24 protein-coding genes are annotated in these 23638 nt (G+C 36.3%); 16 read left to right on the plus strand and 8 right to left on the minus strand.

Annotated features, from left to right (window positions below; genetic code table 11):
- The first annotated feature begins 14 nt into the window (after positions 1-14).
- Positions 15-752 carry an SDR family oxidoreductase gene (locus VUJ46_RS09540; RefSeq protein WP_326984751.1) on the plus strand — a complete coding sequence of 246 codons (738 nt, stop codon included), beginning with the start codon at positions 15-17 and terminating at the stop codon, positions 750-752.
- 177 nt (positions 753-929) lie between these two features.
- Here the strand turns inward: VUJ46_RS09540 and VUJ46_RS09545 are convergent, their stop codons facing one another.
- Positions 930-1943, minus strand: coding sequence for a DUF2268 domain-containing putative Zn-dependent protease (locus VUJ46_RS09545; RefSeq protein WP_326984752.1), 1014 nt, complete (start codon positions 1941-1943; stop codon positions 930-932).
- 257 nt (positions 1944-2200) lie between these two features.
- Here VUJ46_RS09545 and VUJ46_RS09550 point away from each other — a divergent pair, with 257 nt between their 5' ends.
- The 4 genes from VUJ46_RS09550 to VUJ46_RS09565 all read left to right on the plus strand — a co-directional run bounded on the left by VUJ46_RS09550 (position 2201) and on the right by VUJ46_RS09565 (position 5437).
- Positions 2201-3100, plus strand: coding sequence for an NmrA family NAD(P)-binding protein (locus VUJ46_RS09550; RefSeq protein ID WP_326984753.1), 900 nt, complete (start codon positions 2201-2203; stop codon positions 3098-3100).
- A gap of 150 nt (positions 3101-3250) precedes the next feature.
- On the plus strand, positions 3251-4165 hold the full coding sequence (locus tag VUJ46_RS09555) for a helix-turn-helix domain-containing protein (protein ID WP_326984754.1): 915 nt from the start codon (positions 3251-3253) through the stop codon (positions 4163-4165).
- A gap of 84 nt (positions 4166-4249) precedes the next feature.
- Entirely contained in the window at positions 4250-4597 is a 348-nt protein-coding gene (locus VUJ46_RS09560; protein ID WP_326984755.1) for a hypothetical protein, read from the plus strand.
- A 195-nt stretch (positions 4598-4792) separates the two neighbouring features.
- A complete protein-coding gene (locus tag VUJ46_RS09565) occupies positions 4793-5437 on the plus strand; it encodes an HNH endonuclease (protein ID WP_326984756.1) in 645 nt (214 codons plus the stop codon).
- A gap of 677 nt (positions 5438-6114) precedes the next feature.
- Here VUJ46_RS09565 and VUJ46_RS09570 read toward each other — a convergent pair.
- The 3 genes from VUJ46_RS09570 to VUJ46_RS09580 all read right to left on the minus strand — a co-directional run bounded on the left by VUJ46_RS09570 (position 6115) and on the right by VUJ46_RS09580 (position 9949).
- Positions 6115-7041 (minus strand): malate dehydrogenase, encoded by a 927-nt coding sequence (locus VUJ46_RS09570; RefSeq protein WP_326984757.1) that lies wholly within the window; start codon positions 7039-7041, stop codon positions 6115-6117.
- Between the two features lie 136 nt (positions 7042-7177).
- Positions 7178-7729 carry a biliverdin-producing heme oxygenase gene (locus VUJ46_RS09575; protein ID WP_326984758.1) on the minus strand — a complete coding sequence of 184 codons (552 nt, stop codon included), beginning with the start codon at positions 7727-7729 and terminating at the stop codon, positions 7178-7180.
- A gap of 21 nt (positions 7730-7750) precedes the next feature.
- Positions 7751-9949, minus strand: a complete 2199-nt coding sequence (locus tag VUJ46_RS09580) for an ATP-binding protein (RefSeq protein ID WP_326984759.1) — start codon at positions 9947-9949, stop codon at positions 7751-7753.
- Between the two features lie 381 nt (positions 9950-10330).
- Here VUJ46_RS09580 and VUJ46_RS09585 point away from each other — a divergent pair, with 381 nt between their 5' ends.
- The 6 genes from VUJ46_RS09585 (at position 10331) to VUJ46_RS09610 (ending at position 17618) form a co-directional block, all read left to right on the plus strand.
- On the plus strand, positions 10331-11377 hold the full coding sequence (locus tag VUJ46_RS09585; RefSeq protein ID WP_326984760.1) for a linear amide C-N hydrolase: 1047 nt from the start codon (positions 10331-10333) through the stop codon (positions 11375-11377).
- Between the two features lie 43 nt (positions 11378-11420).
- The gene (locus VUJ46_RS09590) at positions 11421-12575 is read left to right on the plus strand and encodes a porin (protein WP_326984761.1); all 1155 of its coding nucleotides are present in this window, start codon (positions 11421-11423) and stop codon (positions 12573-12575) included.
- A gap of 19 nt (positions 12576-12594) precedes the next feature.
- Positions 12595-14025, plus strand: coding sequence for an anion permease (locus tag VUJ46_RS09595; protein WP_326984762.1), 1431 nt, complete (start codon positions 12595-12597; stop codon positions 14023-14025).
- A gap of 143 nt (positions 14026-14168) precedes the next feature.
- The gene (locus tag VUJ46_RS09600) at positions 14169-14825 is read left to right on the plus strand and encodes a succinate dehydrogenase cytochrome b subunit (RefSeq protein WP_326984763.1); all 657 of its coding nucleotides are present in this window, start codon (positions 14169-14171) and stop codon (positions 14823-14825) included.
- An 11-nt stretch (positions 14826-14836) separates the two neighbouring features.
- Positions 14837-16753: a fumarate reductase/succinate dehydrogenase flavoprotein subunit gene (locus VUJ46_RS09605; protein ID WP_326984764.1), complete on the plus strand. Its 1917-nt coding sequence runs from the start codon at positions 14837-14839 to the stop codon at positions 16751-16753.
- 115 nt (positions 16754-16868) lie between these two features.
- Positions 16869-17618, plus strand: coding sequence for a succinate dehydrogenase/fumarate reductase iron-sulfur subunit (locus tag VUJ46_RS09610; RefSeq protein WP_326984765.1), 750 nt, complete (start codon positions 16869-16871; stop codon positions 17616-17618).
- 97 nt (positions 17619-17715) lie between these two features.
- Here VUJ46_RS09610 and VUJ46_RS09615 read toward each other — a convergent pair whose 3' ends face one another.
- Positions 17716-18729, minus strand: a complete 1014-nt coding sequence (locus tag VUJ46_RS09615) for a nucleoid-associated protein (protein WP_312393807.1) — start codon at positions 18727-18729, stop codon at positions 17716-17718.
- A 227-nt stretch (positions 18730-18956) separates the two neighbouring features.
- On the opposite strand from VUJ46_RS09615, the gene VUJ46_RS09620 reads away from it, so the two are divergent.
- The 4 genes from VUJ46_RS09620 to VUJ46_RS09635 all read left to right on the plus strand — a co-directional run bounded on the left by VUJ46_RS09620 (position 18957) and on the right by VUJ46_RS09635 (position 20699).
- Positions 18957-19313: a DUF7674 family protein gene (locus VUJ46_RS09620; RefSeq protein WP_326984766.1), complete on the plus strand. Its 357-nt coding sequence runs from the start codon at positions 18957-18959 to the stop codon at positions 19311-19313.
- Between the two features lie 89 nt (positions 19314-19402).
- Positions 19403-19534 carry a hypothetical protein gene (locus VUJ46_RS09625; protein ID WP_326984767.1) on the plus strand — a complete coding sequence of 44 codons (132 nt, stop codon included), beginning with the start codon at positions 19403-19405 and terminating at the stop codon, positions 19532-19534.
- Between the two features lie 50 nt (positions 19535-19584).
- The gene (locus tag VUJ46_RS09630; RefSeq protein WP_267401590.1) at positions 19585-19980 is read left to right on the plus strand and encodes a DUF7674 family protein; all 396 of its coding nucleotides are present in this window, start codon (positions 19585-19587) and stop codon (positions 19978-19980) included.
- Positions 19981-20105: 125 nt separating this feature from the next.
- Positions 20106-20699 carry a hypothetical protein gene (locus tag VUJ46_RS09635; protein ID WP_326984768.1) on the plus strand — a complete coding sequence of 198 codons (594 nt, stop codon included), beginning with the start codon at positions 20106-20108 and terminating at the stop codon, positions 20697-20699.
- Positions 20700-20732: 33 nt separating this feature from the next.
- Here VUJ46_RS09635 and VUJ46_RS09640 read toward each other — a convergent pair whose 3' ends face one another.
- Entirely contained in the window at positions 20733-21245 is a 513-nt protein-coding gene (locus VUJ46_RS09640; protein ID WP_326984769.1) for a thioredoxin family protein, read from the minus strand.
- 133 nt (positions 21246-21378) lie between these two features.
- Between VUJ46_RS09640 and VUJ46_RS09645 the strand changes: the two genes are divergently transcribed.
- On the plus strand, positions 21379-21576 hold the full coding sequence (locus VUJ46_RS09645) for a hypothetical protein (RefSeq protein ID WP_326984770.1): 198 nt from the start codon (positions 21379-21381) through the stop codon (positions 21574-21576).
- A gap of 312 nt (positions 21577-21888) precedes the next feature.
- On the opposite strand, the gene VUJ46_RS09650 is transcribed toward VUJ46_RS09645, so the two are convergent.
- Both VUJ46_RS09650 and VUJ46_RS09655 read right to left on the minus strand, forming a co-directional pair.
- Positions 21889-22269, minus strand: a complete 381-nt coding sequence (locus VUJ46_RS09650; RefSeq protein ID WP_326984771.1) for a DUF1634 domain-containing protein — start codon at positions 22267-22269, stop codon at positions 21889-21891.
- Positions 22270-22272: 3 nt separating this feature from the next.
- A complete protein-coding gene (locus VUJ46_RS09655; protein ID WP_326984772.1) occupies positions 22273-23109 on the minus strand; it encodes a sulfite exporter TauE/SafE family protein in 837 nt (278 codons plus the stop codon).
- Positions 23110-23638 lie beyond the last annotated feature (529 nt).

Raw genomic sequence — 23638 nt, forward strand, 5'->3', positions numbered from 1 at the left:
AACAACAAATTATTATGAACATTACAAACAACACCATTTTGATTACCGGCGGAGGTTCAGGAATCGGTTTAGAAATTGCAAAAACATTAAGTCCAGCGAATAAAGTGATCATCGTGGGAAGAACAAAAGAAAAATTAGATGCTGCAGCGAAAGATTTACAAAATGTTTTCACCATTCAAGCGGATATTACCAATGAAGGGGATATCGACAGATTATATGAAGAAGTAAAAACAACGTTTGGAGGCATTAATATTCTGATCAACAATGCTGGAAATGCTTACGTTTACAATCTTGCGAATGACGGTGATATTTACAGCAAAGCCGTTGCAGAATTTACGACTAATTATTTTGCACCCATTCATCTGACAGACAAATTTCTTCCTCTTTTAAAACAACAGAACGAAGCAGCTATTGTCAATGTTTCATCCATTGTAGGGCTTGTTCCTGGTTCTCATGTTCCGACCTATTCTGATTCGAAGGCAGCACTTCACTCTCACACAAGACTGTTGAGATACGAACTGTCAAAAGATACCAATGTAAAAGTTTTTGAATTGATGCCACCTTTGGTAAATACAGATTTTTCTGTAGAAATTGGAGGTCGCGAAAACGGAATTCCCGCTTCTGATGTTGCCAATGATTTGGTGAAAGCGCTTCAGGAAGATATTTATGAAATTCGTGTCGGAAATACAGAATTGGTTTACAATAATTTCTTTGCCGCTACGGAAGGGGCTTTTGCCACTTTTAATCCTTAAAAGTTGTCATCTTTGACGAGGAAGATCAAAAAAAATAATCTCTCATCTTTTTGTGAGAGATTATTTCTGAATATAATGGATGAAGTACAAAATTCTGACAACTTTGCTTTATAAACTCCTGTATTTTTCTTAAGATTTGAGATCTGTGCTCCTCATTTCGCAACCGATCGATAACTATTAAAGGGAATTAATAAATTCCTCATACCCGCTTTTCTCCAACACCTCTTTTGAATTTAACTGATAAATATCTTTCCACGAATCGGCACCGTGCTTATCAACATATTTTTGAACGATCCTGAAACCTAACCAATAATTCAGCGTTTTCGGAGCGTCGGGAAATAATTTTAACTTATCATTTCTTAACAGCGGATTATTTCCTGATTCATCGTCGAAAAATTTTTTCGTATTGACAAAGATTTTCTTTTCATTTTTAAGAAACCATTCCCAATCTTTTTTCGACATATTTTCAACCGCTTCATATTTCTGAATTTTTCCTTCAAAGAAAACCCAGGTAAAATAACAGGCAAAACCTTCATCAATAGTCTGACTTAGCGCAGAATTTTTATGAGCATCCTGAGTTCTGAATTTTTCATACACCAAATGATTAAGTTCGTGTGGCAATCCTTTTTCAATCATATATTCAGGATCGGTATTTTCATAATTCAGTTCCAAAGCAAACTGATCGGCATTGCAGCCTCCAAAACCAATTCCCGTTAACGGACTGTACAAAATACTGATTGTCGCTTTTGGCTGATAAGGAACCAACTGGCTGAACTTTTTCAGATTGGTTTTTAAAACTTTGTTAAGATTAATATTCAAAAGACTTTGCGCTCTTTCTTCAAACAAGATCTTATTTTTAGGATACAAAGTTTTATTCCATTCGATCATCCCTTCAGCATTATTGAATTTTCCGGCATTTTCATCACCAAAAATACTTCCATAGCAACTGTCCCAAAGTTTTTTGTGAGGTTGATATACTTTTTTTGTAATCATTTCAGCATCGAAAGTATTATTTTGATGAGCTAAAATCTGATATTTAAACAAATTTTTCACCACGATATCATTTACTTTGATACTGTCAGCCAGTTTCTCAATATTCGTTTCAAAAGTATTTTCAGGACTTAATTTTTGATTCATTGAGCTGAAGCAGACTGCTGCAATGGTCATTATGTATAAAATACTTCGTTTCATAATACTGTTTATTGAATGGTAAATTAAAAATAATTGTTAATAAAACTCATATTTTTTTTGAATAAATTAGAGTGCATTTAAATTTTAAGCAGACCCTTCACCATCTGCCAAACAAAAAAACTGAATGAGCAGATCTGTTACATGGATAAACACACGCCCTCTTCTGTTCAATAAGATTCAGCTAAGTAAAAAGTAGATTTGGCTCCATCAGAAATCCAGGTAATCCAGAACTTTGTTTCAATAAAAATTTAAACAAAATGAAAATTATTGTAACAGGTTCTTTAGGGAATATCAGCAAACCTTTAACGATAGAATTGGTAGAAAAAGGTCATGATGTAACGGTAATCAGCAGCAATCCCGATAGAAAATCAGCGATTGAAGCATTGGGAGCAAAAGCAGCAATCGGTACGATGGAAGATATTGATTTTTTAACCGAAACTTTCAGAGGAGCGGATATTATTTATGCTATGGAAGCATTGAATGCAGGTGTATTTTTTAACCATGAAATTGATTTTATTCAGGCTAATATTCAAATTGCCAAAAATTATAAAGAAGCCATCGAAAAATCAGGAGTGAAGAATATTATCCATTTAAGCAGTATTGGTGCTCACACGAATGAAGGAAACGGGATCCTGAAATTCCATTATGAAGCAGAAAAAGTATTGAATGAACTTCCTCAGGAGGTTTTCATTAAATTCATGCGTCCGGTTGGCTTTTATTATAATATGTATGCTTTTATTCCGACCATCAAAGCTCAAAATGCCATTATTCAAAACTACGGTGGAGATGAAAAAGAGCCGTGGGTTTCGCCAATCGATATCGCTTCTGTAATTGCTGAAGAAGTGGAGAAACCATTTAAAAGAAGAGAAATCCGTTACATCGCCAGTGAAGAAATTTCACCCAATGAAATTGCGAAAACTTTAGGGGAAGCGATTGGAAATTCCGACTTAAAATGGATCACTATTTCGGATGAGGATTTGTTGAACAATTTAATTAATGTCGGAATGAATCCCGAAACGGCAAAAGGTTTTGTAGAAATGAATAAAGCAAGACGAGGAAGCATTTTATATGAAGATTACTACAAAAACAGACCTGTTTTAGGCAAAATTAAAGTGAAAGATTTTGCAGAGGATTTTGCGAAAGCTTATCATAAATAATTTCTTTTTTAAATCTCAGATCCTTCGACTTCGCTCAGGATGACATCGCTAATACTTACGGGTTTAGTTTTACATGCTACGAATGTTAGTTTCAGCGAAGTCGAAGACTTTATAAACTCTTTGCTTTATAAAAATCAATACCTTTATCTTATGAAACAGCCGGTAAGAATAAAAACGATCAGTGAGTTCCATGAATTTCGTGGGTTGCCGAAGCCGGAACATCCGCTCATCAGCGTGGTAGATTACAGCCTGATCAAACACACCCAGGAAAGTGGTTCTGCGAGCTGGGTTCAGGATTATTATTCTATTTCCATCAAAAGAAATTCTCATGCGAAAATCAAGTATGGTCAGCAAAAGTATGATTTTGATGAAGGCGTGATGTTTTTTATGGCTCCCGGACAGGTTTTCAGTGTGGAAGTCACCCCAGATTCACCATCAAAACATTCGGGATGGATTTTACTGATTCACCCTGATTTTCTCTGGAATACATCTTTAGCTAAAAAAATAAAGCAGTATGAATATTTTGATTATTCCGTAAATGAGGCTTTATTTCTTTCCGAAAAAGAAGAAAATATCATTAAAAATATCGTTCAGAATATTCAGAATGAATACCATTCTTCAATTGACGCATTCAGCCAGAATATTATTATTTCACAAATTGAAACCTTACTGAATTATGGTGAACGCTTTTATCAGCGGCAATTTATAACGCGAAGAATTACCAATCATAAAATTCTGGATTCGCTGGAAGAGCTGCTTACAGATTATTTCAACAATAAAGACCTCATCACCAAAGGTCTTCCAACGGTACACGGCATTGCCGAACAGCTGAACGTTTCACCAAGCTATTTAACGGGATTATTAAAAGTGCTGACAGGACAAAGCACACAACAGCACATTCACGAAAAACTGATCGAAAAAGCAAAGGAAAAACTTTCCACTTCGCAATTATCTATCAGTGAAATTGCTTATGAATTAGGCTTTGAACATCCGCAGTCTTTCAGTAAATTATTCAAAAGTAAAACGCAGGTTTCGCCTTTGGAATTTCGGCAATCTTTTAATTAACAGCTCTTAAAATTTTGAGAGTTTTATATATATTTTGAAAAAAATATTTTAATTTTTAATATCTTGATGAAAATTAAAATAATCATGACCATACTAAAAGTTATTTCAGTTCTCTCCTACTGTTGCATTATGCTTGTGGGAATGATGATTGCCGTTCCGATGATCTTATTTTTGATAGGTACAGCCATACATTTTGGAAACATAGACCAGGTTTTTGCAATATTGGGACTCGTTGGAATTGTTCTGACTTTTATTTCATGGAAAGAAGGTATTTTAAAGTCAATTATTGCTTTCCTATTTATGATTTCACCTTTATTTCAAGCTCCTATTGAGTCGTTTAATTATTGGGTATTTACAGTTCCGTTGGCTATTTTCGTAATTACTTATCTTATTGTTATTGGTTTACAGATTAAAGAAAAATTGAATACCTGATGGGTGTATTTTTATAAAAGCCTAAGAACCTTGAGCGCTTACAATGATTACTCGTATTCAAAAGTATGTTTTTTAATAACTCTACTTTAAATAGCTTAAAAATTTCAATTCAAATAATTGATCTATATTAAGTTATTTATTAATTTTGAGGCCTTAAACTAATAATCCAAGAAGATGACCTCAAAAGAGAAATTCATGGAGTACTTAACTTCCGCCGGAAAATATGGCAAAAATTACGCTCCCTCTACAGTTTACAATTACGGTTTAGCGATAGATGTTGTTTCTAATGATATTACGACGTATTTAGAAAAGAGTTTTACATCTTTATTTAATATCATTGATGTAGATATTCTGAATGAATACTTTAATCAGTTTCATACCATCCCGCAGATTATTGAAGAAGAAAAAGTAAGCGGAACTAAAAAAAGCAGTGCCTTTAGAAGATATATCGAATTTTGTCAAACCATTGCCAAACCAAACTTCAATGTGAATCAACCAGAACTTGATGATATTTATGAAGTAAGATCACAAGACGGCGAAAAAATCATTATCTCCAAAGCAGCCGAAAGAGATGCATTATTACGAAGTTTAGCGATAAAAATACATGGAACAAACTGTTTCGGATGTAATTTTAATTTCGTTGAAAAATACGGAAAAGCTGGCGAAGGTTTTATTGAAATTCATCACACAGTTCCCTTAGCTCGTTATGAAGAATCCCGAGTTATTGATCCCAAAACTGATTTAATTCCTCTTTGTTCAAACTGCCACCGCATCGTTCACCGCAGAAAAGATTTTGTGCTTACCTTAGAGGAGCTGAAGGTGATTATTAATCAGAATTAAGATTAGCAGAAATAAATCTGGTAATAAACTTTAGATAATCTGAGCTAAAATATCGATACTTTTTTTGTTCTCGCAGATTTTTAGTCTATTTTTTTAAACACCAAGGCTCACTATTTTTTTTTCAACTGATCGTTTTAAGCTTCATAAAACGAAGTTTCACCGATTCAATTTAAATCAATTTTATAATTGAGGCAGAGCCGTTTCGCTTATATAAGATCACAAAAACCGTCGAGAATTCTATATAGATAGTCAAGATCTGCGGGAAATAGAAACAATAGCATTCGGGATCAGTTCCAAAACTTGGGGAGAAATTGTTTAGATGTATTTTTTGCCACAAATGCACCAATATTTTTATTTCCCACGGATTTTCACAGATGATGCTGCTGATCTATTTTTGCTTAATCTTAGTAATCTTTTATCAGTATAACGGCTTGGTCATACTTAAAACGGAAGTTGTCAAAAAAATTGGTGAGGCTTTGTGTTCACTATGTAAAGTGTAAGGAAAAGAATCTGCATCATTCGCAAAATCTGCGAGAGCAAAAAATTTCATCTTACATGATCTAAACTTTTTTGCCTGGTCCCAACTTTTGTACTTGATTCAGCATTCGTGCATTGGCGGCAAAAAAATCCCCACATCTACAGATGAGGGGAAATTTTATTTATTATAAAGCTTTTAATTAAAACTTCAAATCACCATTAACCTCTCTTACCGCTTTTGCAGCTTCAGCAAATTTCAATTGCTCATCCGCAGTTAATGTAATGTTTACGATTTTCTCAACACCGTTTGCTCCGATAATAGCAGGAACCCCCAGGCAGATATCATTTTGTCCGTATTCACCTTCAAGCATTAAAGAACAAGGGATCATTTTCTTCTGGTCGCAAGCAATTGCCTGAACCATTACAGAAACAGCTGCACCTGGCGCATACCAAGCAGAAGTTCCTAATAATTTCGTAAGCGTTGCACCTCCTACTTTAGTTTCTTCAATTACATATTTTTGTTGCTCTTCATCAAGGAACTCAGTTACAGGAACTCCGTTTCTTGTTGCTTTGCTCAATAAAGGAAGCATCCCTGTATCACTGTGAGCGGCGATTACCATTCCGTCTACGTCAGAAATCGGAGCTTCTAAAGCCTCAGCCAATCTGTATTTGAATCTTGCAGAATCCAGTGCACCCCCCATTCCAATGATTTTATGCTTAGGCAGTCCTGAAGTTTTGTGTACCAAATAAGCCATTGTATCCATTGGGTTAGAAACCACGATGATAATTACTTCCGGAGAATGTTTTACCAAGTTAGCCGTAACCTCTTTTACGATACCTGCATTAATCCCGATAAGCTCTTCTCTGGTCATTCCCGGTTTTCTTGGAATTCCTGAGGTGATAACAGCTACATGAGAACCAGCGGTTTTGCTGTAATCTCCTGTTGTTCCCGTAATTTGTGTATCAAATCCGTTTAAAGATGCTGTCTGCATTAAATCCATTGCTTTTCCTTCAGCAAATCCTTCTTTAATATCTACTAAAACGACTTCTGAACAGAAGTTTTTCATGGCAATATATTCCGCACAGCTAGCCCCTACAGCGCCCGCTCCTACTACAGTTACTTTCATTTGATTTATTTTTTAATTATTTTTTAGTTTAGTTTTAATTTGAAAACTCTCAAATTTAACAATTCCCGAAAAATTGAGCAATTTTTCGGGAATTTAATTGTATATAAAACGAATGTTTAATGTTTTTTTAAGAAAACTAGTTCACGTTTAATAGAAACGAGTATAGTTTTTTAGCTCCTGAAAGTACTTCATTATAGTTCTCTTCACTAACTTCGGTATCCAGAACCTCTTTAAAGTTTTTCCACATTGGCCCTGTATTTTCCTGATAACATCCGAAGAAATTGAACGTTACACTATCAAAACCTTCTGTTTTAGAAAGCTGCTTAGCGATTACGTTTCCACCTAAAGTAGAACCTTCAATCACATACATGGCTCCTAATGCTTCATGCTCGTTCCCAAATTCCAGCGGATGCGAAGGAGTTCTGTTTTCCAAAGCCAAACTTGCCAGGTCTTTCTCAATTAAAGGAAGTTTTTTTCTTTCGTTTAACTGAAGTTTTTCAGAAAAATTTCCGGAAAGGCTGTTGAATATTTTGTCTTCACTGTGAAGAAGCATCAGATAATTGGTATGGATAATTTTTTTATAATCTTCAAGAGTGAAAGTTTTACTAAAAATTTTCTCAGAGTTAAAAAGTTTCTCAGCAGCATCGTGGTATTCCGCTGTATTTTGTTTAAGATATTCTGATACCATAATTATGTTTTAAAAGTTTCCTCAAATGTAAGGCTTTTTAAACGTTAAAAAGAAACAAGTTCCTTCTTTATTGCTTTCATAATCAACATTTCCACCTATTCTTTTCATAATCCGATGGACGATGGAAAGACCGACTCCATTTCCTTTAAACTTTTTTGCATTATCCATCCTGTTGAATATTTTAAACATCTTATGTTTTTCCTCTTCAGGAATTCCTATTCCGTTGTCAGAAATGCTGTAGATCACCAGGTCACCTTCTATAGAACCTTCGATAATGACTTTAGGTTCTTCTTTGTGAGAAGAATATTTCACAGCGTTATTAATAATATTTAAAAATATCTGATGAAGCATGGTCTTATCCGCCAGAACGTCCGGACAGCCTTTGATCATGATTTCAGTCTTCGGACTTGCGAATGTCATCTTGGCATTTTCAACAATCTTGAGAATGGTAGATTCAGTCGGTATGACATCTAACTGTATTTCACTATGTTTAGCTCGGCTCAGCTGCAAAACATCCTGCATCATCACCGCCATATTATCAATTTCTTCAATAATAGAGTTGATTTTACCTCTGCTTTTTTCCGAACCGTCGGTCAGAGAATTCAGCAGCATCTGGGCATTCAGCTTCATCACGGTTAAGGGTGTTCCCAGATCATGGGAGATGGTGTAGGAAAAACTGTCCAGCTCTTCATTTACCTCTTTAAGCTCTTCATTAAGCTGCTTAATCACCGTATACTGTTTATGAGAAGTTTCCAGAATAACATCCCGAATGGCATGCACCGCGCTTATATTTTGGGAATTCCATCTTCTTGAACTTCCTTTGATATTTTCCGTAAAAGCATGAAAAGAGGTACGGGGAGAAACGATATGTTTTTCCTCTCCGTTCTGAGAAAATACCCCGATGGTTTTTTCCGGATTTCCCGCCCATTTAATATGTTCATCAAACTCTTTACGGAACCACATGAGCAACTCATTTTTATCTCTGTCGATAAAATAAATAATGATCCCTGCCGTATCTTCGGTGACCTCCAAATCGTGTCTGTGTTTCTTCAGGAAATTCCGGCTCACATACATACTTTCCATAGTATTTTCATGCGCCCAGTGAACAATTTTCTCTATCACTGAGGTAGTGGGGGTAATTCCTTCTTTTACAATATACTGATTCGATATAATGGCCAGACCATCGGCTTCAGGAAGGTCTTTTATTTTAGATTTATTTTCAACTAAAGATTCAAAAAGGGTATTATATTTTAAAAATTCTGATTTTAGCTCAGACACTTTTTCGGTAAGCGCCAATCGGTAATTCAGTTCTTTTTTAGATTTAAATGAAGAATAAGCATTGGAAGCCAAAGCGGTAAAAATGCCGGCCTGTACCCTGTCTTCAAGGTCAATATGCTTAGCTTCCGAATTTTGGCAGGTTACCAGCCCCCACAGATGATCTTCAATAATAATGGAAATACTGAAACTCGAAGAAGCACCGGAATTTTTGATATACTGCCCATGAATAGGGGACATGGCTCTCGAAGTAGAAAATGTAAGGTCAACCGTTTGATTTTTTCTGCTGATTAATCGCACAGGATCAGAATAGACATCGCTGAAAATTCTCTTGCGTTTTTTAAGATACAGTTCACGTGCCTGTCTCGGAATGTCAGATTCGGGATAATGCAGCCCCATATAGCTTTCCAGCTCGTTATTTGTTCTCTCCGCAATCACTTTTCCGGAACCGTCCATCATGAATTTGTAAATCATCATACGGTCATAATTCACAATTTTAGAAAGTGTACTCAGAAGTTGATCCCATATCTCCTGTTCATTATCAATAATATAAAAATTATCATATTTATTGTTGATTCGTTTATACGGATTTTCCAGCACTTTTTCAAACTCCAGAAAAATATTTTCTCCTGTTCTGAAAACCGAAAAATGATATTGTTCCTGGTCAATAAAGACCTTGTCAAAATAGGTAATATTTTCTCTTGAAGTATTGTCTTCCAATGCGATAAATATATCAGATTCAATAATACTTTTAAAGAGTTGGGGAAAATCTGTAATCTTCTTCCCGAAAAGCAGCTCAAAGTTTTCCAGTTTAAAGATATCCTTTATATTTTCGCTAAAAAAGCTGATGGAGTGAGAAGCTTTGTCAATGCCAATCAAGTAACCAAAACTTTGTATGTACCCAGGGATATGGATGGGCTCATCATGACATTCTACAAAATTCATACGTTTATTATAACTATCAAATATAACGCTTTTTTACCTGTCATAGTACTTTTGTGGTATTTAAATTAAGAAACCTTTACCCCGCGCAGGTTTCAGAAATACTAAAATGAAAAATTCCAAATTTTAGCCTCTCATATTTCACCATTTCATTTCCATAACTTCAGTTTTAATTAAAATTTAAGAAAAATTCACTCTTTTTTTTAAGAAAATGAATCATTATGATTTAATACATAAAACCCTATTATTAATTAAAATTATTCTATTAATTAAACAAAATTTATTAAATTTATATCACCCAATTATGAAAATATTTAATCTTATTAAAAAAACAAGACTCGCTTTTTCAATAAAATCACATGATTAACCAAAAACAATATTACTATGAAAAAATTTCCTTTAATTCTTTTTTCACTTATTCTTTCCATAGGAATCTGGAGCGAATACGAAGCCTGCACGAGAGTCGTCTATAAAGGTCCTGAAAATACCGTACTTACAGCCCGTTCTATGGACTGGCGGGATGAAATACCTGCTAATATCTGGGTATTTCCAAAAGGAATGGATCGCAACGGACAGGTTGGCCCGCGTTCCGAAAAATGGAAATCCAAGTACGGAAGTGTGATCAGCAGCTCTTGGGATATCGCTTCTTCAGATGGAATGAATGAGAAAGGACTGGTCGCCAATCTTCTATGGCTTGGTGAATCCGAATATCCTAAATTTGACCCGAAAAGAGGAAAAAAGGGAATTGCCATTTCTCTGTGGGCGCAGTATTTCCTTGATAATTTCGCAACCGTGAAAGAAGCTGTAGATAATGTTTCCAAAGAACCTTTTGTGATTGTCAGCGATTATATTCCGGGGACCGAAAGATTTACCACCGTTCATCTTTCTATATCAGATGCTTCGGGAGATAATGCAGTGTTTGAATATATTAAAGGAAAACTGGTCGTTCACCACTCTTCTGACTATAATGTAATGACCAATTCACCCGTTTTTGAAGATCAATTAGCCTTAAATAATTATTGGAAAGGAATTCCCGGAACTGTTATGCTTCCCGGTACTAACCGTGCAGCCGACCGTTTTGTGAGAGCCTCTTATTACATCAATGCTATTCCGCAGACTTCGGATACGAGAAAAGCCGTGGCCAGTGTATTCAGTGTGATCAGAAACTGCTCCGTTCCTTACGGAATTTCTTCAGAAACAGAACCTAATATTTCTTCCACAAGATGGCGCTCCGTTTCGGATCAGAAAAACCTGACCTATTACTTTGAAACTGTTTTCACGCCAAATACCTTCTGGGTTGATCTTAAGGAATTTGACCTGAGCCCGAAAGGCAAAGTAATGAAACTGGATCTCAGCAATTACCAGACGTACAACGGAAAAGCCAATACCAGCTTTAAAGAATCTGAACCTTTCAAGTTCTTAGGACTTTAGCAGCTGAAAAAGCCTCTCTTACACCCTCTCAAAAATATAAACTATGACTTTTTACGACATCATAAAGAGAACAGTTCTCTTTTGCCTCATCGTATCCGGTCTTTCCCTGTTTGCACAGATACCGGATACCCTGAAAGCAAAACAGGAAGAGGAGGTTAAATACCCTCAACTTCAGATCAAAGGGCTTTTTCAGGCGAGGTATCTCGTGGGAATGACCAAAGATGTGGATGTGAACGGGCTTCATCATACGGATGACAGCGGAACGGACAATAATTTCATGATCAAATATATGAGGGTTCAGATGCGGGCGCAGATCAGCAAAAGAACCGAAGTCGTTGTTCTCGCCAATCTTGCCGATTTTAAAAATGATCCGAAATCCCGAGTGCTGGAAAATGCTTATTTAAAATATACCTTCAATCCTAAACTAGCCATTACCGTTGGGCAATTCAGACCCTGGTTCGGGATTGAAGAAACCTACCCTATCGATATTATCAAGTCGCTGGACTGGTCGAATCAATATACTGAATTCGGAAAATTGGGCTGGACAAGCTTTCAGATCGGAATGTCGGCCACCGGGCAACTGGAATTGGGAGAAATCCCGTTTCAGTATGCGGTTTCTGTGGTGAACGGAAACGGAAAAAATCAGGTAAATGATAATGATAATGGAAAGCAATATTCTACGAGACTCGTTTTTGGTCTTTCTAAAAAATATAACTTAAATCTTGGTTTAAATGGCGGTGCAGGAGAGGTTTTCAGCAAAAAAGTCTATGCTTTGGGAGTTGACTTAAGTTCGCTGATCCACTTTGATTCCAAATGGAGCTTGGATATGCAGCTGGAAGCGAAACAGGCAACCAACCATCCGCTTTATTTTGCGGTAGCTCCTGAACTCAGACCTAATACCCCCGATGAATATCTGATTCGCGGAGCTTATTTCCTGCCGAATGTGCGGTATGAAATCAATCATAAGAACCTCAGCGCTTTTGAATTATCCTGCCGTTACGAATATTTAGATACCAATTTCAGGCTGAACTCCAATCCCAGGCAGACCATCACGCCAATGTTCGGTCTCGAATTTTTAAAGAATTACGGGGCAAGAATTCAGCTGGGTGTGCAGTTCGACCGTTACAAACATCAGGTGGAAAATACCACTCAATACAACAACAATCTGTTCATTGTACAAGTACAAAGTAGATTTTAAACCCTAAAAGCCAAATATTATGAAAGAAATTAATATTAAAGCAGTCGCCATTACCTTTGCTATTGCTCTTATCATATGGTTTATTCCTGCTCCGGAGGGCGTTACAGAAAATGCTTGGCATTTATTTGCCATTTTTGCAGCTACCATTTTGGGAATTATCTTAAAAGCGGCTCCCATGGGAACCATGTGTATGATGGCCATAGGATTCACCGCACTCACCCAGGTTGTGGCTCCCGGAGATGCAGGAAAGTCCATCACCAAGGCTCTTTCCGGATTTGGTGATAAAGTGATCTGGCTGATCGGGATTTCCTTTTTTATCGCCCGTGGGTTCATCAAAACAGGATTGGGAAACCGAATTGCCTTTCTTTTCATCAGAGTATTCGGAAAAAGTTCACTAGGTCTGGCGTATGGTTTAGGCTTAGCCGATGTTTGCTTGGCTCCTGCCATTCCGAGTAATACGGCAAGAGGTGGTGGTATTATTTATCCTATCATGAAATCGATGGCGATCAGCTTTGATTCCGTTCCTGACAAACCGGAAACACATAGAAAATTAGGATCTTATTTAACACTGAACAGCTATTATATGAACCTCATCGCATCTTCCATGTTCCTCACGGGAACGGCGAGTAACCCGATGTGTCAGAAGTTTGCAGCCAATTTGGGGATTAATATCACATGGATGTCATGGGCAGCGGCTGGCTTCGTCCCGGGACTGGTGGCTTTCTTCGTAGTTCCCTTGGTTTTATACAAATTATATCCGCCTGAACTTAAGAAAACGGGTGACGCACCTAAAATGGCCGCACAGAAATTAAAAGAGATGGGACCAATTTCGAAAAATGAATGGCTGATGCTATTGGCTTTCTTCATCTTACTGGCTTTATGGATTTTTGGCAGCGCCTTATCCATCGATGCCACAACAACAGCTTTTATTGGGTTAACATTGCTTTTATTAACTTCTGTTTTAACCTGGGAAGACGTAAAATCCGAAAAAGGAGCCTGGGATACCATCGTTTGGTTTGCCGTGCTGGTGATGATGGCGAGCTCGCTTAATGAATTAGGCTTTATCGGCTGGTTTAGCGATTTAATTAAAGAAAAAATTGGTGGTATGACCTGGACGGTAGCATTTCCCGTGATTATTCTCGTCTACTTTTTCAGTCATTATATTTTTGCGAGTGCCACGGCTCATGTAGCTGCGATGTATGCTGCCTTGTTAAGTGTCGGAATCGCGGTAGGCATTCCTCCCATGCTACTAGCAATGATGCTCGGATTTCTGGGTTCGATCTATGGAGTGTTAACCCATTACGGTCACGGTCCGGCTCCTGTATTTTTCGGAAGCGGATATGTTGACCTGAAAGCCTGGTGGCTTCGGGGTCTGGAAATAGGAGTCGTCCTGCTGATTATCTACATGGGTGTTGGCGGACTTTGGATGAAAATCCTGGGGTATTATTAGGGGCAGGAGGCTGGAAGCTTGATGCAGTTCATGTATTATTTTTTTTAAATCTTACCTATTAGGTTTAATTAAAATAGCATCATGAATATGAGCCAATCAAACCTCCAGCTTCCAGCCCTCATTTAACGTAAAAATAAAAAGCCATGCTGTCTACCTTATCAAGAAAAATACTGATGTGCCTCACCGGCTTATTCCTGAGCTTCTTTCTGCTGATTCATTTTCTCGGAAATCTTCAGCTGTTTTTACCTCAGGAACAGGCGCATCTTCAGTTTAATGCCTATTCGCATTTTTTATCAGGAAATATCGTGATCAAAATTGTTTCTTACGTGTTGTATGCAAGTATTATCCTTCATGCAGCAGATGGATTAATGCTTACCTTAAAAAATAAAAAATCTGGAGCTAATTATCAATCTGACAGACGCGGAAGAGCCAGCAAATGGTATTCCCGAAACATGGGAATTTTGGGGACATTACTATTGATATTTTTGGTAATTCATTTTCAGAATTTCTGGTATGTCTACAAATTCGGCAATCCTCCTTTGGACGAGAACGGAAATAAAGACCTTTTCATTTTAGTCGTAAATGTCTTTAAAGAATGGTGGTATGTTCTTATTTATATCCTTTCTATGGTGGCGTTGTGCTATCATTTAATCCACGGTATTCACAGTGCCGCCAGGACGCTGGGCTTGTTTCATCCAAAGTTTGTAAAAGGCTTTAAAACCGTTGGAATTGCTTATTCGATTATGATCAGTGTAGGATTTGCCTTGATGCCTGTTTATGTATTCTTCACTTACCGTTAAAATGCACAATTATGATTTTAAATTCAAAAATACCGGAAGGATCCCTGGAAAAAAAATGGGAAAACTATAAAAAAACAGCCAGACTGGTGAATCCCGCTAACCGGAAAAAACTGGATGTGATCGTCGTGGGAACAGGATTGGCAGGAAGTTCCGTTGCCGCTTCTTTAGGAGAAATGGGCTATAATGTAAAATCTTTCTGCTTTCAGGACAGTCCGAGAAGAGCACATTCCGTTGCCGCTCAGGGCGGTGTGAATGCGGCTAAAAATTATAAAAATGACGGCGACAGTGTCTACAGGATGTTTGTCGATACACTTAAAGGCGGGGATTTCCGAGCCCGTGAAGCCAATGTTTACCGAATGGCAGAATGCTCCTTAAACCTGATCGATCAGGCGGTGGCGCAAGGTGTTCCGTTCGGAAGAGAATATGGCGGTTACCTGAACAACCGCTCTTTTGGAGGAGTTCAGGTGAGCAGAACATTTTATGCAAGAGGACAAACCGGACAGCAATTGCTTTTAGGAGCTTATCAGGCTTTGATGCGGCAGGTTGGCAAGAAAAGTGTTCAGCTTTTTTCAAGGCACGAAATGCTGGATTTGGTCATGATCGACGGAAAAGCGAGAGGAATTATTGTAAGAAATTTAGACACAGGAGCCATCGAAAGACATGCTGCTCACGCCGTGATTCTTGCAACGGGTGGTTATGGAAAAATTTATTACCTCTCAACATTGGCGATGGGCTGCAACGGCTCGGCGATCTGGAGAGCCCATAAAAAAGGAGCGTTGATGGCTTCTCCAAGCTGGATTCAGGTGCATCCTACTTCATTACCACAGTCGGGAGATTATCAGTCGAAATTAACTTTAATGTCTGAATCTTTACGAAATGACGGCAGAATCTGGGTTCCGTTAAAAGAAAATGAAACCAGAAATCCCAATGATATTCCCGAAAATGAAAGAGATTACTATCTGGAAAGACGGTATCCCGCTTTTGGAAACTTAGCGCCAAGGGATATTTCTTCAAGAGCGGCAAAAGAAAGAATTGATGCAGGCTTCGGAATCGGACCTTTGAAAAATGCCGTTTACCTTGATTTTTCTAAAGCTATTAAAGAACAGGGAAAGGAAAAAATTCAGGAGAAATACGGAAATTTATTTGATATGTATCTTAAAATCACCGGCTATAATGCCTATCAGGAACCGATGATGATCTCTCCTTCTGCCCATTTTTCGATGGGTGGACTTTGGGTAGATTATGAATTAATGACCACCATTCCGGGATTATTTGCTCTTGGTGAAGCTAATTTTGCTGATCACGGTGCGAATCGTTTAGGAGCTAATTCCTTGCTTCAGGCTTCGGTTGACGGATATTTCATTGCGCCTTATACGATTGCGAATTATCTGTCTCAGGAAATTCATACCGGAAAAATATCAACAGATCATGTTGAATTTGAACAAGCGGAACATCAGGTAAAACAACAGATTGAAAATTTCATTCATATAAAAGGAACGAAAACGGTGGATTATTTTCATAAAACTTTAGGCAAATTACTGTACGACTACTGCGGTTTAGCCCGAAATAAAGAAGGCTTGAAATATGCCATTGAGGAAATTCGAAAATTAAAACAAGAATTTTATAAAGATGTAAAAGTTTCAGGGCAAGGCGATCAAATGAATACCGAATTGGAAAAGGCAGGTCGTGTTGCCGATTATTTTGAAATTGGTGAACTGATGTGTTACGATGCTTTAACCCGAAATGAATCCTGCGGAGCTCACTTCCGTGAAGAATATCAGACGCCTGATGGTGAAGCCTTAAGGAATGATGCTGAGTTTCAATTTATCTCTGCATGGGCTTGGAAAGGCGAAAATAATGAACCGGAATTGATTAAAGAGCCTTTGATTTTTGAAGAAATACAGCCCACCGTAAGAAGTTATAAATAATATTGAAGTAAAAAGGAAAAAGTACGAAGAGATAAATAGCTGAATTGAAAACATTTATGAGAAGCCGTTGATATAAATTCAATCGTCATTAAAAATTACAAAAAACACAGAAATTATGGATTTACACCTAAAAATATGGAGGCAGAAAGATCATCAAAGCGAGGGTAAACTGGTGAATTATGATTTGAAAAACCTCAATTCGCATATGTCTTTCCTTGAAATGCTGGATACTTTAAATGAAAAACTCATTATAGAAGGCGATGAGCCTGTGGAATTCGATCACGACTGTCGGGAAGGAATCTGCGGACAGTGCGGAATGATGATCAACGGGCTGGCTCACGGACCTCTGGAACATACCACCACCTGTCAGCTTCACCTGCGTTCTTTCAAAGATGGCGAAACGATTGTGATTGAACCTTTCCGGGCAGCCGCTTTTCCGATAAAAAGAGATTTGAAAATTGACCGTTCTTCTTTTGACCGGATCATCTCGTCAGGAGGTTTTGTCTCCGTTAATACCGGTCAGGCTCCCGATGCAACGGCAATCGCCATCACTCATGAAACCGCGGAAGAGGCTTTCGATTCTGCAGCCTGCATTGGTTGTGGCGCCTGTGTGGCAACCTGTAAAAACGGAAGTGCTGCTTTGTTTACCTCTGCCAAAATTACGCATATGGTTTTGCTTCCTCAAGGCAAAGAAGAACGAAGTAATCGTATTTTGAATATGGTTAAACAAATGGATTCTGAGCATTTTGGGCACTGTTCCAATACCGAAGCCTGTGAAATGGAATGTCCACAGGGAATTTCTGTACTGAATATTGCCAGAATGAATTACGAATACGGCAGAGCGCTGTTTTTTAGGAAGAAATAATTGAGATAATTTGATTTTCAAACATCTTTTCATCAAACCTTATAGGTTTTAGAAACCTATAAGGTTTAGTTAAAGTTGATTTTAGTTCTAAATGTTTTTAAACTTCTTTATCGAAATACAGCATATAATATTTTCCGTTTTCATCTTCTCCGGTAGCCAATTTCTGACGGTCTCCGTGAATATAAATGTGGAAATTTTTATCTAATTTAATGATGCTTTTAAAATGTCTCTGTGTTTTCTTTACCGCAGATTCATTGATCGGGAATTCTTCTGCAATATTAATCTGCATATCCTGCTCGTAATCTGTTTTAAAATTATTAAAACTTTCAATCACGTGCTCATCACCCAATACTTCACTGGCAAATTCATCCAGTTTAAATTCTTCTTTTTCTTTAAAGAAATTGATGGATTTATTTAAGAAATCTGCCTGATCTGCTTTAGAAACTTCAAATTCCTGAGGCAATTGTTTCGTGATATAATCTTTATACACCATTAAAGCTTCTTGTGTATGAAAATATTCATCATCACGCTGCTTTACCTTTAAGAAATCCTCAAACCAATAGTACATATCTCCGTTTTTGTTGTTGTCAACCACAGAAAGTACATATCCGGTTTCTTTATCATTGTTATAAATTAAAGCTGCTTTATCAATTTTAGACAAACCGATTCCCTGATCTTTTTCAATATCAAAAGTTTCATCCTGAGGAGAAATTTTAAGGAAAGATTCTCTTTTTTCAGTTTTGAAAATTCCGATCTTGTCGACTCTTTCTGTGCCTTCTCTTTCGTCTTCAAAATAAACGATAAACAATTCGCCACCCTGAACTCTTGGATTTTCCGCTGCTTCAAAAAGGTGTTTTGCAATATTTTCAGATTCCCAAAGAAACTTGGCTTTGTCATCAAAAATCTCAGACACCGAGCTGTAAACAGGATTATTCACCAAATAGGTATCGCTGTAAAAATGGAAGGTTTCCTCCGACTTGAATGAACCTAAAAAATAGTCTTCCAGCAATTCTGCCATTCCTTCTTCCAGTTGCAATTCTTCCTGAGAAAGCGTTAAAGATTCTCCGTTGATTTTATTTCCGACTCTGTGTACTATGATTTTTGAAAACATCTCTTGAATATTTTGGATTGCAAAGATATTCATTCTATCCTTTCGAACATAAAAATAAGATCCTTCTTTCTGTTTCTTTTCATTCTGATAAAAACCCTATCATTTTGACATGATTTTTTTAGCTAAAATTAAATTAAACTAAAATTAAAATATTGATTTATTGATATTTAATTAAAACAAATGGTAAAGGTATGCCATTGGTATCATGTCTTTCAAAACGACAGCATATGAATTATTTAAAAGCCATTCAGGAGATCTCGGAAGTGATCCCATTTATTGAAGAAGAACTGGAAGAAAATAAAACACCAAGCTCATACAGTGTGATCCACACTTTCAATGATCATATTAAAAAAATGATTCGGCAAAATGACCGAAATCTATTGTTCAAATGCCTGAAAAAGATGAACAATATTTACCGCGACGGCGACATTATGCTAAAATACGCCGTTGAATGTACGTTTATTTATTCTCTGGACAATTCAACCGCATTTTGCAGCGAAGAATACCGAAAAATGATCTTTAGTCACATTTCTCAGGAACTTCAGAAAATACATTCGAGACAAATCTACAGCCATGGCACATAATAAAAATCAGGTTTGTTACATTTTTAAGAACTTTCATTACAAAAGCACTCAATTCATCAAAATAAAAAACCATTAAAAATCAACCATTTATGAAAACAAAGATCAGAAAAACATCCGACTGGAAAACCTTTAAAACTACGACTACCAGACACAATTTGGAGATATTAGCAACTCACATTGCCGTGATTGTAGGAGTATTTATTTTTGCGGCTTGCCTGTAAAGTTTGGTACAGTTTTCGCGGAAATAAATTAGTTCTGAAAAATATTAATTATGATGAATGTAAAAATGCAGACTATTAATCAAAAAATAGCTATTGAATATTTAAAATTTTTCTATCCGCCCCTAAGAGGCGAAATATCACAGTTGTCTGTGCAGGATAACTTTCCGGGCGTTATTCAGGCGACCGTAAATTATCTGAAAAAGCTTTTATTAGAAGCAAAAGTAAGCATTATTGCCCATCACATCAAGCTGATGGATATGATTTACAAAGGTGGAGATTCTTATGTAAAAGGGATGATTGAAAACCTGTTTGTAAGGTCATTTGAAAGCTTTAAAAAGCATGCTAAAATTCAGCATTGGAAACTGCTTTATCAGTATATGCCGATCAGTTTCCAGATCATTTATAACGATCAGCAAAAACAGGATAGAATATTCTTCGGTAAATAAAATTTAATTTAAAAATTCCCTAAACATTTCGTTCAGGGAATTTTTTTATGAAAAATCTCAGACTTAATTATTTCACTTCGAAGAGTAAAATAGTTATTTTTGCAGCCAAATAAAACAAATTGATCATGAAAACTATTTTGAAAATGAGCTTGGGAGCACTATTCCTGATCTCTTGTGGAGGAAATGATGATGATGTTACAGAAAATCTTCAGCCTCAGGAAAAAAAGGTTTATAATTTTGAATATAAAAATTATTCTGTAAAAAACGTTGATGTCTATCTAGGTCCTTTTGGGAATAACGGAAATCCTGACGAATCTTATTTATCCGATTATTGGAGCCTTTACAAAGAACCGACGTGGAAAAAAATAAGTCTGGATCTTCAGAACAATTCTTTGCAATTAATTTCAGGAAATTCTGCAGATGTTACTTATAAAGTTACCATCAACAGTGATTCGGTTTTCATTGCCGAAAATCATGAATACATCGGAAATTTTAACAAAAATGAATCTTCATTTACCTTAAAAAGATCTTTTCAATATGTAAAGAAAATGCCACGAGACAATTCTTCTTCTCTGAATATTTCTCAGAAAGTTATTTTTGGAACAAGTACTTATAAAGACTTTTTTGGAGGTACTTTATTTGCAAACCCTTCTGAAATGACAGAAAATCAAGATAAAGTACTTTGGAGCAATATTGATTATTATTACAACAGCTTATAACAAAAAATTCCTCGATATGCTCGAGGAATTTTTTTATTTTTTTACAAATACATTTTGAATGATTTGCTTTTGCTCGGTATTTAATTTGGCTCCTTTTTCCAGTTTAGTAAGAAAAGCCTGCACTTCTTCAGATGTTGCCGGCGAACCTAAATTATCTCCCTTCTGATCGAAAGAATCTGCAAGTACAGCTCCTTTAGGATTCAGAATCAGCCAAAATGGTAATCCTGCGTTCTGACCTTTATATTTGTTCATGATTTCCTGTCCACCAGGATTTTCCAAAACTTTCTTTTCACCTCTCTCCTGAACATCGATATAAGCCGTGACAAAATTTTTGTCGAAGATGGGCTTGGTTTCCGGAAGGTTCATATTATGTTCCATCAGTTTACACCATTTGCACCAGGAAGCGTGAAAAACCAATAAAACATTTTTATTACCAGCTTTGGCTTCAGTAAGTGCTTTTTTCAATACAACATCTGCCTTTTCCTGCGCAAAGTTGAGTTGAAACAGGAACAATCCTAATATGATTAGTATTTTTGAGAATTTCATTTTATAATGATTTTGAATTTTAAACTATACGAATGTAGGTAATTTTTGTTTTATTTTAATGAAAGTTAATTCCAATAAGTTGATTTTTAAGAAGTAAAAAATTGCTTACATTTGTTTATAAATAGAATGCAAAATGAATATTTCTGCCGAAAAGAATGAGATCATAAAATGGATCTATTCATTGGAAAATCCAGAAATCATCGAGGAAATCAACAAAATCAGAAAAAGAAAATCTTTTGATTTTGAAAAAGAATGGGAAAGAGGAATTCCTGTGGAAGAGTTAAGAAAAAGAACTAAAGATTTTATTAAAACTCTTCCTTGGAAAGAATAAAAATACAATATTTACCGGAGGTTGAAGAATATTTAAATGAACTAACTTTAGCTCTTTTCCAAAAAGGATATTTTAGATTTATTGAATATTCTTTTGATTATATTGATCAGATTATCGATTTCAAAAAAAAAATATTTCTATTTACCCTTCGGAGAAAACACCTTATAATTTACTGGAATTAGGTTCAAACTATATTATTTATAAGGCTAATTCTCATACAACTTGGTATATTTTCTTTGAAAAATCTCAAAACCGTTATTTAATAACTTTTATTACCAATAATTACTCTGAGATTATTCAATTCCTATAAAATCAATGCCCAAAACCAAAATATACACTAAGGCAGATAATACAAAGTACCAAAATTGTAATTCCTACGTATAATTTATCTTTTTCCAGAATAAAACTCACTAAAGAAAGCAACAATCTTACAAATGGCGTCAGAAACAAAATAATGATGGCTACATAAATAATGCTGCTTCCGTTCATTTGCTGAACACCTCTGAAAATATCACCAATCACGGCAAAAATACTTTCTTCCTTTTCTTCAAAATGAGAATAATTTACCGTATCGTTTGCGTGATTGAAAAGGTAAACAAGGCCGCCTAAAATCCCGATGAATAAAACGGTACGAACACCATATTTCAGGACGTTTCCTACGAGTTTTTTTATTGTATCGTCTGTAACTGTCATTTCTTAAATTTTTCCTTTAATTCCACTATAGATCATATTCGCCGCTAAAAAGAAGATGATAAAAGCGAAAATAGTTCTTAATTTTTTAGGGTCGGTTGCCATTAATATTTTAGATCCGATCATCGCACCTACTAAAACTCCGATCATTACCGGAAGACAAATATCAGGAACGATATAGCCTTTCTGAATATAGATTACACAACTTGCCAAAGCCGTAACCCCCATCATAAAATTGCTTGTGGTGGTTGAAACTTTGAACGGAATTTTCATAATGGTGTCCATCGCAATTACTTTGAATGCTCCCGAACCGATTCCCAACATTCCAGATAGCATTCCTGCCAGCCCCATCATTCCGAAACCGCCTAATACATTTTTTGTTCCGTATTTCACTTTTGTCTCTTTATTAATAGGATAATCGGATGGTAATTTCAGGGCAATGGCCATTTTACTTGAATTTTCCACAACCGCTTCGCCTTTTTTTCTTAAAGAATTTCCGGCGGAAAAAATTAAGGCACATCCAAAAAGAATCGCAATAAAAGAACTTGGTGCTGCACTTGAGATCAATGCTCCGGCTACTGCTCCCGCTGTGGTTGCAATTTCCAGAAACATACCCAGACGCATATTGGCAATTCCCTCTTTTACATAAGCTGCTGCAGAACCTGAGGAGGTAGCAATAACCGATACTAATGCTGCCCCAATTGCGTAATGAATATCTACTCCCAATACAATTGATAAAAGCGGAATAACAACAATCCCCCCACCCAAACCGGACAGAGAACCGATAATTCCTGCGCAAACAGATCCTAATAAAACAAAAAGAGTAAACAGCAAAACGCTCATAGTATAGTATTTCCCAATAAATTCAGGAGCTTTTTATTAATGAAAAAGATCAATAGAATTCCGAAAATTGTATGCGATCATTGAAAATGACCCGCTGAATTTATTTATTAAGATTACAAAATTAGGCAAGCCTTTCAGTTTTGTGAAATTATATCATGAATTTTAACAAAATTTTAAAGTTTGTTAAATAACGTGAGTTTGGAATAATTGACTTTTTTAATGCAATAATACCATTTTATCTTTGAAATTCCCTCTAATTATTCAACCCCTGCGGGCTTATAACCTTATTAAATACTTGTCCGTCGGGCTTCACCCGACGCTACTGATATTTAACTCCTTCAGGGTTTATTAAGGTAAATTCAAAAAGAAAACGGTATAAGATAGGGAAGCTAGGGTGGGAAGATGGAGGTGATTAAAATTTTTTCTTTGAATTTTTGTCATCATAATAAAATGAAGAACTGGATAAACTTCAAACATCCCTCTTCCAGCTCCCAGCCAAATCCATATCCCGAATCCAAGTTAAATCGTA

This window comes from Chryseobacterium sp. MYb264 (genome assembly GCF_035974275.1).
Lineage (GTDB): Bacteria > Bacteroidota > Bacteroidia > Flavobacteriales > Weeksellaceae > Chryseobacterium.